Origin of the sequence: Mycobacterium sp. 852002-53434_SCH5985345 (assembly GCF_001667155.1) — a bacterium.
In the GTDB taxonomy this organism is placed as follows: Bacteria; Actinomycetota; Actinomycetes; order Mycobacteriales; family Mycobacteriaceae; genus Mycobacterium.
The window spans coordinates 104,712-116,064 of record NZ_LZIE01000042.1 but is presented as its reverse complement, the minus strand read 5'-3'; the positions used below and the strand labels follow the sequence as shown (position 1 = coordinate 116,064).

Annotated in this window: 11 protein-coding genes; 2 read left to right on the top strand and 9 right to left on the bottom strand. The window is 66.1% G+C overall.

What is annotated here, in order from left to right:
- Positions 1-3: 3 nt before the first annotated feature.
- From eccB to A5756_RS09435, 9 genes are all read right to left on the bottom strand, one after another.
- Complete coding sequence (gene eccB, locus A5756_RS09470; protein WP_066951165.1) at positions 4-1,491, bottom strand: type VII secretion protein EccB; 1,488 nt, start codon at positions 1,489-1,491, stop codon at positions 4-6.
- 2 nt (positions 1,492-1,493) lie between these two features.
- Positions 1,494-2,321 (bottom strand): transglycosylase, encoded by an 828-nt coding sequence (locus A5756_RS09465; RefSeq protein WP_066951160.1) that lies wholly within the window; start codon positions 2,319-2,321, stop codon positions 1,494-1,496.
- 185 nt (positions 2,322-2,506) lie between these two features.
- A complete protein-coding gene (locus A5756_RS09460) occupies positions 2,507-3,313 on the bottom strand; it encodes a hypothetical protein (RefSeq protein ID WP_066951381.1) in 807 nt (268 codons plus the stop codon).
- A 261-nt stretch (positions 3,314-3,574) separates the two neighbouring features.
- The gene (locus tag A5756_RS26700; protein ID WP_369828603.1) at positions 3,575-4,333 is read right to left on the bottom strand and encodes a DUF5631 domain-containing protein; all 759 of its coding nucleotides are present in this window, start codon (positions 4,331-4,333) and stop codon (positions 3,575-3,577) included.
- Positions 4,334-6,592: 2,259 nt separating this feature from the next.
- On the bottom strand, positions 6,593-6,787 hold the full coding sequence (locus A5756_RS26440; RefSeq protein ID WP_231989297.1) for a hypothetical protein: 195 nt from the start codon (positions 6,785-6,787) through the stop codon (positions 6,593-6,595).
- Positions 6,788-7,432: 645 nt separating this feature from the next.
- Positions 7,433-7,993, bottom strand: a complete 561-nt coding sequence (locus A5756_RS25410; RefSeq protein ID WP_082959199.1) for a hypothetical protein — start codon at positions 7,991-7,993, stop codon at positions 7,433-7,435.
- A 151-nt stretch (positions 7,994-8,144) separates the two neighbouring features.
- Positions 8,145-8,474: a DUF2563 family protein gene (locus A5756_RS09445; RefSeq protein WP_066951153.1), complete on the bottom strand. Its 330-nt coding sequence runs from the start codon at positions 8,472-8,474 to the stop codon at positions 8,145-8,147.
- A gap of 100 nt (positions 8,475-8,574) precedes the next feature.
- A complete protein-coding gene (locus A5756_RS09440) occupies positions 8,575-9,084 on the bottom strand; it encodes a pullulanase (protein WP_066951150.1) in 510 nt (169 codons plus the stop codon).
- 24 nt (positions 9,085-9,108) lie between these two features.
- Complete coding sequence (locus tag A5756_RS09435) at positions 9,109-10,545, bottom strand: CCA tRNA nucleotidyltransferase (protein ID WP_066951146.1); 1,437 nt, start codon at positions 10,543-10,545, stop codon at positions 9,109-9,111.
- A 245-nt stretch (positions 10,546-10,790) separates the two neighbouring features.
- On the opposite strand from A5756_RS09435, the gene A5756_RS09430 reads away from it, so the two are divergent.
- A complete protein-coding gene (locus A5756_RS09430) occupies positions 10,791-11,033 on the top strand; it encodes a hypothetical protein (RefSeq protein ID WP_066951375.1) in 243 nt (80 codons plus the stop codon).
- Between the two features lie 115 nt (positions 11,034-11,148).
- On the top strand, positions 11,149-11,340 hold the full coding sequence (locus A5756_RS25405) for a hypothetical protein (RefSeq protein WP_082960014.1): 192 nt from the start codon (positions 11,149-11,151) through the stop codon (positions 11,338-11,340).
- The last annotated feature ends 13 nt before the right edge of the window (positions 11,341-11,353 follow it).

The window sequence follows — 11,353 nt, the reverse complement described above, 5'->3', positions numbered from 1 at the left end:
CCCCTAGCCTCCCGCCTTCGCTGATGTCGTCACCACGGCCGCCTTGCCCAGCGCCGGCACCGTGTCACGCGCCACGAGCGCCGCTTCCCGCGACAACGCCGGGCCCGCAGCGAAAGTGCGCAGCAACGGCCACGGCGCCTGCACCGCCGAGGCCGGATCGAGCCCGAGCGCGCGCATCGTGTCGTCGTTGGCGGCGATGCCGAACCGCACGCCGTTGTCCGACACCCAGAACAACGACTCGCGGGAATCCGACGTGATGACCCCGCTGGTCGAGGTGACGAAGTTGGCCGCGCCCGGCAGCACCAGCACCTGGTTGGCGACCACCGATGCAGGGTCGCGGTCGTCGCGCACCAGATGCACGATCCGATCGTCCAGGTACGAGTACACCGGAAGGCCCCGCCCGTTATAGATGACGACGCGGGCCTGCGGATCCGTGGAGCCCTTCTCCCAGCCGACGCAGGTGGTCGGATTCGCCGCCGTGTCAACGAAATTCAGCCGCTTCGTCGGGTAGTAGTCCACGGCCAGCGAGTTCACCTGGGGGATGTTCACCAACACGTCGGGGGTCACCACGCGGGGTGCCGTCGACCCGTACGAGTTCGCGCTGCGGAGCAGATCGGCGACGAAGCTCGTGATCTTTTGCACCCCGTCGGGCAGGAGCACGTAGAACTGCTTGCCACCACCGGCGGTTTGGGCCTGTAACACCGCGCCCACCTGCGAGCCCGAGACCCATGTCGACGGCGCGCCTGCCTGCGGCACGTCCGGGACGCGCAGCGGCTCGGTTGCGGGGAGTCCGTCGTAGAGTGCGCGCGAAATCTCTACCGGCGACGTCACTCCGGGGTCCAGGCCCAGGCTGAGGGTGATTGCCCTACTGGCCGGATCGACCTGCGAGCGTTTGCCGCCCCAGATCACATACGTATTGCCCTCGAACGTCACGAGGACTCCCGCATCGTCGGCCAGCGGGGTCGCGCGGCCGCCGCCGTCGAGCGTGCCCGCGATTGACGTGACGACCGGCTTCTCCCCGCTGCGCGGGCGCCCGGCCGTATCGCACACGGCCCAGGCCGAAATCGCGCCACGATTCACCGGCATCGCCGCCGGCGCGCCCGGGATACCGATGAGCGGCCCGGTCGGATACTTCGCGATCTCGCTGCGCTTCACCCATGTCGGTGGGTTCGCCGTTCCGGTGGCCAGGCGGGCGGACGTCAGGTTCAGGGCGGGATAAAGCCGGCCGTCGATGCGAGCGTAGAGCGCACCGGAGTCGCGGTCGCCGATGATTGCCGATTCACCCACTGCGCCAGTCGGTTTCAGGACGTTCAGCAGCATCATCCAACCGGCGCCGATCGCCACCAACAAGATCGACAACACCAGCGCGGCGGTCTGCTTGCGGTCGTCATGCTTCATCCGCACCGAGAACCGGGTGGTCGCCGCGCGCAGCCGTCGGTTGTAGAACAGGTGACCCGAATTCTGGTCGCGGTTCGACAAACTCAGCGGCATGGTCAATACCCCTTAGGTGATCGGCGCGGATCGGCCTGCTGAATCCGATCGGCCAAATTCGACGCGTCCGCGGCGACGTGATAGCGGCCCATCGCGTAGTTGATGAACGCGCACGCCTGCGCCACCAGATTGTGGATGTCGCGTGACGTGCCCGGCTGGTGGTAGGCCGCGAAGGTGGGCCCGATGAATTGCCAGGCGCCTTTGCTCGGGGTGCCGCGCGCCGCGTTGGAGTCCCAGTCGTTGACGGCGTTGGCGTTGTAGTTGGATTCGCGGCGTGCCACCAGATCCATGCCGCGCTCCCAGCGGGCACGCGCGGCCGGGTCGTGAATGCCCTTGATATCCAGGGCTTTGCGAATCGCCGCCAGGACCGCCGCCCGCCCGCTGCCCTGGTCGCCTCGCATCGCCGCCCGCCTTTGCCGGTAGCGCAACCGCCTTATTCGATGCGCCAGGAGCCGTGCGCGCCGGCGCGAGTTCAGGATGTGCCGGTGCTGGGTGCGCAGCCTCGCCGCCATCCGGGCCATCGCCTCGCGACGCGCCATCGGGGTGTCGGCCGGCGTGGCGTCGGCCTTCGCGTCTTCCAAGACCGCCCGGGTCGCCGTCCTTGCCTGCGTGTGGTCGTCCCGCGCGGTCGCGAGGATCTGTGCCAGCTCACGGTCGGTGTCCGCGGAGCGGCGGGCTTCGTCCAGCGAGCGCCTCGAGCGTGTGGCCGCCGCGCTGGGCAGGCCAGCGGTTATGACCTCGGGCTGTTCGGGGGTGCTGACGCTGGGGGCGGCGATGGTGTGGGCGTCGAACAGCGCATGCCCGCGAGACAATGCCGTCACCGCCTGCATCAGCGGATCAGTCAACGACTGCCCCACCCTGATCCCCTTTTTCCCACACCCTCTGGCCGCGAAAAATCCGTACTCAATAGCATGCACGAATAAGCAGATCCGCTGTCAATATCGAGTGACCCTACTGCCGTGCGTATGGCCGGACCACTCACCTTGAGCTGGAGCGGGGATGGCTTGCGGTGCCCTTATTCCTTTGCCTCGTCCTCGGTCGGCATGATCACGATCCGTCGGTTCGGCCGGTTGGTCACGACCGTGGGTTTGTCCTCGCCGGGTTTGGGCCCGGGCGGGCTCGGCGGCATCGTGAGGCGGCCCTTGACGGGCTGGCCGTTGGGGACGCCCGGCGCCGAGATGCGCTTCTCCGGCGGCTTCTCTTTGCTGCCCTCACCGTGGGCGCCCATCGCGCCAGGCGGCATCATTCCCATACCGCCCATACCGGTCTGGCCCCCCACGGTCGGCGCGCCGCTAACCGGCGGGGCCATGGCGGCCTTGGCCGCCCCGGCGGGAGTCGTCGGCGGGGACGATGTCGGCACGGGTGGCGGACCCAGCGAGCTGGCCGGGGTGGTGCCACCGCCGCCGCCGAGGCCCCCGCCGCCGCCGCCCAAGCCGCCGCCGGCTCCGGCTCCCGCGCCTGGGCCGACGCTGTCGACAAGATGAGCGTCGCTCGCGAGCCCGGCTCCGTGGGCACCTTGAACCGCGCTCATCAGCGGCTGGATGGCGCTCTGGCCGGCCTGCATCGCTTGCTGCGGTAGCTGCGTGAGCGGCTGCATGATGCCGCCGACCGCGCCGCCGAGCGCACCCGTGATGCTTTGCAGCATCTGCTGCATCATCTGCGGGGCTTGCTGACCGATGTTCTGCATCTGCTGCTGTGATTCAGCTTCGTTCGCAGGGAATTTCGCCGCCGCGTCGGCGGCGTGGGCTCGGCGGTCCGCGTCCGCGGCCGCGGCGTCAGCTGCGTCTTTCGGCACCCCGGCGTTGCCGGCGGTTTCAACGATTCCCCGCCACCCGTCGGTCGGGCTGGTTCCACCGGATGACAGGGGAAACGGCATCGGCGTTGGCGCTTCAGGCATGCCGACTAACCCTCCCACTACGGCTGGAGCATTTTTGACGGTGCCATCGCCCCCGGTCATGCCTCTCACCTCCGCCCCGTTTAGAACCGCCTGGTGCCAACTGCCGCACCTGATTGGCTATCGCACCATTTTGGCACATTGCGCTCGGATCGGTATTCACGTCGCGGGCCGCATGCCCCTCACGCCCTATGCGCCAGCCTGATGGCTGATTACCTCGAACCACGCCATGTGGTAATTCGCGAGGTATTCGTGCCCGTCGATCAGAGCCTCAATTGCCGCAAGCAGCATCCAATCCCCGACGGCGGCCGCGGCATAATCCGGGTACGCCGTAAGCACCGAATTCTGAATCTCGACCAAGCAGTTGCGCAGGAGTTCGGTTTCCTTTTCAAGTACGCCGGTCTTCCGTACGGCCGGCGCGGCAATAGCCTGCGCAATTCGCGGCAGGCCATCACGACGACGCACGGCTTCCACCAGGGCCGGTCCGAGTTCGTCTACCCGCGGGGCGGCTGATCGGGCCAGTCGATCACCGCTCAGCGTGGGAGCCTCCGGGTCCGATTCAGCCACGTAGGTGTTGTGCTCGTGAGCGGCGGCGACAACGACGGCCCCCAACAAGTCCACCACGGTCGCATCGCGGCGGCGCGCGGCCGGCTCGAGCAGGGTGACGTGGGCGGGCAGCCGGACGTGAGGCGGGATCCACCCGCCGGCGAGGTCGGTCACCAACAGGCTGGTGGTGCCGTCGTCACGCAGTCCGGCCGCCCACGAAAGTCGCGGCTCCTGGCGGGCCACCGCATCGACGATCCGCTGCAGCCGCTGCTGCTCGGCCGCTCGGCTGGATACCGCGCCGGCGGTCGCGCCGGTTGCCGCGGACATTGCTGACGCGCCGACCATGCCCGACGAGCTCGCGCCCGCCTGCCCGGCGGCGGCTCCCGAAGCGGAGCGTTCCACCGGTGAAACCACCGGTCCGCCCGCGGACGGGGATGAGGCCGGGGACGGTGCGACCGGCGCGCCCGAGACGGGTCCCGTCGGGGTTGTCGGCGTTGCAGTGGGGGCCGCGACTGATGGGCGCAGGTCGGAGCCATAAGCGGGCAATGGTCCAGCCGGGACACTGGGGCCGCCAGCTACCGGCGCTGCCGATCCCGACCAAGATCCGCCCGTCATTACTGGAGCTACCGGGGTGGCTCCCCCGGTGGTCGGCGGTGCGGGAGCGGCTGGCGGGGGCGCGTCGACAGGAGTGCCCGCCGGAATGAAAGCCCCGGCGCTGGGTGCGGTCGGGGCCACCGGCGGCGGCGTCCCTGCCGGTGGCCCCGCCTGTGGGTTACCCGCTCCAGATTCCATCGCGTTGATTGCACCCGACGAAATCCCTTGCGCACCTGCCCCGGCCGGCTGCCCCGTCGCCATGCCGGAAGCGAACGATTGCGCCAGGTTTGGCGGCGCTCCTTGCCCAAAGCCCGCTGCTGGAACGGAACCGCCTGCGGATACGCCCGACATCCCAGAAGCCATTGATCCACCGCCACCCGGCAACGAAACACCAGTCGAAGCAGCCGGCGGTCCAATCGACGACGGCCCGCCGGCGAATCCGCCAGATCCAAGTGGTGGTGGTCCGTGGGCGATCGCACCCGGTCCTCCCCCCGGGGTACTCCCCGTACCGCTGAACCCTCCAGCGGCGAGCGGGGCCGGTTGCGGCTCATGGCTGCTTGCGGCGGATACGTTCGATGGACCCATGCCACGACCGCCGGAACTGAGTCGTCCGCCTGTCAAGTCGCCCTGGCTGATCGGCCGCGGTGGTAAGGCATTACCCGTATCGAAGCCATTTTGACGCGCCCACGTTCGGGCGTCACCACCAAAGCCCTCAGCATCGAGAATCTTCTGGGTTGCAGTCATAAGTTTGTCGCCCGCCATCATGCTCGCGTTCGCGGCATCGCCGTTGCAGCGCAACTGAACGGCCTGCACCTCCGCGACTTGCTCTGGCAGCGGCTTGTTTGACGCCAGAATTTGATCTATCTCGCTATTGCCTGTATTCGCTATGTCTGACAGTCGACTTCGTAGATAGTCAATCGCGTCAGCCCCCAAATTGAAGGCTCCCGCCTTCGCCTGGTACTTCTCGGCAAGATCCAAATGAAACTTTTCACCATCTTGGTATCTAGATATGAGGTCGTCCGCCGTGTGGCCCTGGTTATGTGCCGCTATTGTCATCCATTGACCGCGCAGGTCTTGCGAAAACAACTGCTGCTCCGCGCATGCTTGGCTCCAATGCTGAGCGGCACCGCGCAGAGTCGCTGACGGCATCGGCCACCACGGTCCAATCAACGCCGGTGTCCACTTACCAGGCGGAAGGTCAACCGCCACTGCATACCTTGTTCATAGCGGCATCTTTCGCAATTGCATCGTTAAGTGCCGCCTGATAATCAGCTTCAGTCGCAACTCCGGCGCTGCCCTTCGCTGTTAGGGTTCCGTACGCCATCGCAAGAGCATGCGCCGCATCCCGGTGCTTGGTGTCTAGAACAGGATTAGCCGCCGCCATCTCAAGCAGCAGGGCGCCATTGGTTGTTGCGAGGCGTGCTAGCGCTTTATCTGTTCCCGCCGTGTCGACCTGGGCCGCCTGAGCCGCCAGTTTGTAAACGTTACATAGTTGCTGTTGAGCGGTGGCAACTTCCGTAGGGCCAGGTGTCGGTGCTGTCGCGGCTGCCGACGGACTCGTAGCGGTCGGTCGCGCAAGGGCCACTGTTAGGGCTGCGATAGCTATAGCAGCTGTCAACGCCACGGCGATCGCCAGCCAGGGGCGCGGCTGGGACGCCGGTCTGCCCAAATAGTTCGGCGGCCAATTCGCAATGGGCGGCTGGGCGGCCGGACCCTCACCGGGCCCCCAAGTCTGGTTCCCCACGATCACCCTCCTGGAAGTCCACGGACCCTGGTTTGCGGTCCCCCATTATCCGTCTTCCGCCCCGCCCATAGTGGAGCAAAGGAACCGCGGAGTGTGCAATTCACCGCAACGCGCCCGTTCCGTTGCCTTTCAAGGCTTGTATGACACATGCCGGGTGCGACACAAACCCACAGCGTCCCATCAGCCTCGGGCGTTACTGCATTCGTCAATGGCTCGGTGTGCCGACAAGCGTAGTCATCGCCAAGCCGTAACGGGGTTATACAGTGCTCGATGAAGCCAACCTCGTCGCTCAATGAGACAGTCGGACGTCGAACCTCAGAAGGTCAGCCGCCGCAGACTTTTTTCATCGCGCCATCGGCGGCATCGACTTGGGACACCGCCGACTGCCATGCCGGATCGTTGCTGCCGTTCACCACGCTGCCAACAGCAGTCAGATCACGGTACGTACGAGCGAGGGTTAAGGCGGCGGAGCGGTCATCCGGCTTGAGAGCGGGAACTGCCGCTGCCGCTTCGAGCATTATTGCTCCGTTCGCCGTGGCAATGCGGGCAAGCGCTGTCCCCCCGCCGTTAGATTCAATCTGCACCGCCCGCGCGGCGCGCGAATACGCGTCGCACAGTTGTCGCTGAGCGGCAGCGGTGTCAGCAGCGGAGTAGGTAGGCGCCGCCGAAGCCGTTGACGACGGTCCCGAGGCCGTTGGCCTTGTGAGGGCCACAACAAGCGCAGCTATGGCTGCGATAAGGGCGATCGCAGCCAGGGCAATCCCTGGCCATGAGCGTGAGCGTTGTGGAGGCTGAGTCGAATACGGCGGTGGCCACTGAACGGGTTGCCCCCCAGGTAATCCCCTCCCAAAGTTAGGAGTGAGGTCCTCTGCCATATGCCCTCCCAACAGCCCGTCGGCACGCTCGCGACTAAGTTTCGCGCTGCTAGTGCGTCTCCACCTCGATCTTGAACAGTCGCACGGCTTCGCTCACACTCGCCAGAGCCGCGTAAGCGTCAACTGCATCGTTGGCCCCCGAGCTCCTGCATCTTCAAGCGCATGGTCCAACCGGGTCTCGGAAGCTGGTTGACGCATTCCTGTGCATATGGTGCTCGGTTTTGGCTGTGCCGCAGAACGTCTGCAATTGAACGTGCTCGAAGTCTGAGTAGCGCGCCCACCGGCAGATCACCCGCCACCGCAAACGCTCTTCATCGCAGTGTCCTTAGCGTTGACATCGTCGGCCGCCGATCGCCAGGCAGGGTCGTCGCGCTGTACCAAACTTGCTAAGACCTGCGCGTTGCTATACGCCTCAGCCAGGGCAAGTGCGGCAGCTCGGTCGCCGGGCGGGAGCGCCGGAGCAGAGTTCACCGCATGTTCAAGGGTCACTGCACCATTAACCGTGGCAATGCCGGCATAAGCCGGGTTGTCGCCATTGGTATCGATTTGGACGGCACGCGCGGCCACGTTGTAGATGTCGCATAGCTTCCGGTGCGCGGCAGCCGACTCCGCCGCTGTATACGTCGGTGCCGCAGACGTGGTCGGTGAGCCAGGGGCCGAGTCATTGGTAGACCGTGTAGCCGCCACAACTAGGGCAACAGCGCCCAGCAGAACGGCGATCGATGCCAGTGCAATCGCCGGCCATGTCCGTGGACGCTTCGAGGGCGCAGGTGGATAGGGCGGCTGCCACTGACTCGGCGGCGGGGCATTTGGCGGTTCCCCACCAAAGTTTGGAGGCAGATCCCCCATGCAGCCCTCCTCAAAATCGCCTCAGCCCGTAGCACCATTCTGTTGAATCATCCACGGGCATTGATCGACACCACACCGGAAGGACCGCTTCAAAACGATCCCGGTGTTGGAACACTGCTCTTCCGCACCGGGAGCCGATCCAGTCTGGTGATCAGACCCGCGACGATGAGCCGTTGGCCCCCGGCCGCAATGCCTGCATTTCGCTGGCGTTGTTCTCGTCCATGCTGGTGAACCCCTTGGCCGCGTGATGAGCCTTCGAACCCACATCGGTCAGCGTCCGCTGGTGGCCCTGCAGGGTCTGCACGTGCTGCGTATGCGCGGCGGTGATCGCCGAATGGAACGAATCGGCCGCGGCGAAGTCGCCGAACATCCCCGACCCCAGCGGTCCCCGCGCGAGCTGATCCGCTCCCTCTTGCGCGTGCCCGCCCGCACGATGCGAATCGTTGCCTCCGGAGTGCAATAGCGCTGGGTCGACGAACATTGCCACCCCTTTCAATCGATCGCCGCGGATACCCGCGCCGCTATTGACCAGGCTAAATAGCCCAGCGGCAGTGGTCAATTCACCCTTGCCGCTGCCGCCCTCACAGCGTGCTAGCGCCGTCGGCGAGGCCGTCACCGTCCGAATCGCTCAGCCGCACATTCCACTTACCATCGCCATCGGTATCGACGTAGCCGGTGACACCGTCCGCATCGGCGCACAGCACCCGGTCGGCCAGTCCGTCGCCGTCGATATCGAAGAGCTGATCGTCGGCGCGGCCCTGGCCGTCGAAGTCCACTAGCGGTCCGCCGGTGTGCTCGACGCCGTCAAGCCCGAACCACCGAAGCTGGCGTCCGTGGTCCGTGGGTATCCCCCACGTCCCGGACCCGTCGTCGGTGAAGTACGCCTCGGGAGTGCCGTCGTTGTCGAGGTCGAGCGCCGCGTGATCGGCGATGCCATCGCCATCGAGGTCCGCGAGCGCGTCGTCGTGCAATCCATCGCCGTCGAAGTCCAGCCCGAAAGCGTCGAGCCGGCCGTCGCCGTCGAGGTCAAGGTCGAGGTCGCGGTGCCAGATATCCGCCGTGCCGTCGTCGCCACTTAAGCAGTAGTCCACGAAACATGGGACGCGAGATCACCGTTACGGGTTCCCGCGCGATTGCCACCAGCTCAGCAGTTCCGCGGTCGCCTCTTCGGTCGTCAACGGCCCGCGCTCCAGGCGCAGCTCTTTGAGGAAGCGCCATGCCTCGCCGACCTGCGGGCCGGCGGGAATGTCGAGCAGCTTCATGATCTGGTTGCCGTCCAGGTCCGGGCGGACGCGGGCCAGATCCTCTTGGGCGGCCAGCTCGGCGATCCGCGCCTCCAGCCGGTCATAGCTGGCCTGCAGCCGCGCGGCCCGGCGCTTGTTACGCGTCGTGCAGTCGGCGCGCACCAGCTTGTGCAGTCGCGGCAGCAGCGGCCCGGCATCGGTGACGTAGCGGCGCACCGCGGAATCGGTCCACTTCCCCTCGCCGTAGCCGTGGAACCGCAGGTGCAGATACACCAGCTGGGAGACGTCGTCGACCATCTGTTTGGAATACTTCAACGCCCGCAATCGCTTTCGGGCCATCTTGGCGCCGACGACTTCGTGGTGGTGGAAACTCACGCCGCCGTTGGCTTCGTGCCGCCTGGTGGCCGGCTTGCCGATGTCGTGGAGCAGCGCGGCCCAGCGCAGCACCAGATCCGGCCCGTCATCCTCGAGGGCGATCGCCTGCCGCAGCACCGTCAGCGAATGCTGGTAGACGTCCTTGTGCTGATGGTGTTCGTCGATGGCCATCTGCATCCCGCCGACCTCGGGCAGCACCACCCCACCCATGCCGGACTGCACCAGCAGGTCGATGCCGGAGACGGGGTCGTCGCCGAGAAGCAACTTGTCCAGCTCGGCGGCCACCCGCTCGGCGCTGATCCGGGCCAGCTCGGGAGCCATCTCCTCGATCGCCTCGCGCACCCGCGGGGCGACGGCGAAGCCGAGCTGCGAGACGAACCGCGCCGCGCGCAGCATCCGCAGCGGATCGTCGCCGAACGACACCGACGGAGCCGCCGGGGTGTCCAGCACCCGCTCGCGCAGCGCCGCCAAACCGCCGAGGGGATCGAGGAATTCACCCGGCCCGTCGGGCGTGATGCGCACGGCCATCGCGTTTGCCGTGAAATCGCGGCGCACCAAATCGTCTTCGAGGCGTTCGCCATACTGCACCGCAGGTTTCCGCGAGACCTGGTCGTAGGCGTCGGCGCGGAACGTGGTGATTTCCAAGCGATGCTCGCCCTTGCCCACACCCACGGTGCCGAAATCGATGCCGGTGTCCCACAAGTTATCGGCCCACCGCCGCAAGATCTCTTGGATCTGCTCCGGGCGGGCGTCGGTGGTGAAGTCCAAGTCGGGACTGAGCCTGCCCAGCACGGCATCTCGCACCGAGCCGCCGACGAGGTACAACTCGTGCCCCGCCGCGTCGAACGCCGAGCCCAGCTCGCGCAACATGGGCGCCTGTTGATTCAGGGCGACCGCGGCGGCGGCAAGCAGCTCGACATCGGCTTCGGACACGTTCGATCAGCGTAGTCGGCCGGGGCCGAAAAGCCCGTGTGAGGAGGCTCGCACGGGCTCGCGCCATCACCGGCACGCGCCCAAGGTGAATTGACCGGCCGACGTGCGGTAGTAGCGTCACGCGCCACGGGAAGGATCCTAAAGCAGCAAATATGCCGAGTTCTGAGCCAATGAATTTCTTCGACGCCCGCGCTTGGCGCACGGCGACATGGTCGGCACCCTTTGTCGTTCAACTGATACTGGCAATGTTGCTCGTCGCGATGTGGCTGCTGGGTAAGTGGCCGTTCGACACGCGTGGTCCGTATGCCGGTGAGCGCGCATGGATGCTGACTTCCACCGTTCTGACGACATTGGTGTCGCTTCTTATCGGCGCCGCGTTCCTGAGGTCGACGTCACCACGTAATCGCGGTCTTGGCATCAGCATCTTGAGCTGTTCGGCCGTCGTGCTCGCGGGCGGAACGGCTTTCGCTTATCTTGTCCTGCGCTGAAAGGCCACCGATGACAGACCAACCTCTAGTCAATCGCTATGGGGCCCTGACTTTCGCAGTAGCGATAGCCCACGTCTTCGCGGTGGATTTCGTCACCTGGCTCTTTGTTTTGCCCATGTGGCCCTTGGTGATTGTCGTTCTGCCGGTGACGCTGGCATACATCGGCGTCAGCGCCCTCATCGCGCGGACATCGGGCAGATGCGGTCAGATCGGCCGCGGAATGATGGTCGGCAGCCTGTCGGGGCCACTCTCGCTGGTGATCTTCATTCCCGCTTTCGTTATCGCCGCAGCAATCGGCCCGATCTGACCAGACACACTCG

What these genes read in the sequence shown, in the direction of transcription:
- A5756_RS09445 (WP_066951153.1), bottom strand. Translation starts at nt 8,474, where the DNA reads ATGTTCGTCGACCCAGCGCTATTGCACTCCGGAGGCAACGATTCGCAT.
- A5756_RS26440 (WP_231989297.1), bottom strand. Translation starts at nt 6,787, where the DNA reads ATGCTCGAAGCGGCAGCGGCAGTTCCCGCTCTCAAGCCGGATGACCGC.
- A5756_RS09465 (WP_066951160.1), bottom strand. Translation starts at nt 2,321, where the DNA reads ATGCAGGCGGTGACGGCATTGTCTCGCGGGCATGCGCTGTTCGACGCC.
- A5756_RS25410 (WP_082959199.1), bottom strand. Translation starts at nt 7,993, where the DNA reads ATGGGGGATCTGCCTCCAAACTTTGGTGGGGAACCGCCAAATGCCCCG.
- A5756_RS09430 (WP_066951375.1), top strand. Translation starts at nt 10,791, where the DNA reads ATGTTGCTCGTCGCGATGTGGCTGCTGGGTAAGTGGCCGTTCGACACG.
- eccB (WP_066951165.1), bottom strand. Translation starts at nt 1,491, where the DNA reads ATGCCGCTGAGTTTGTCGAACCGCGACCAGAATTCGGGTCACCTGTTC.
- A5756_RS25405 (WP_082960014.1), top strand. Translation starts at nt 11,149, where the DNA reads ATGTGGCCCTTGGTGATTGTCGTTCTGCCGGTGACGCTGGCATACATC.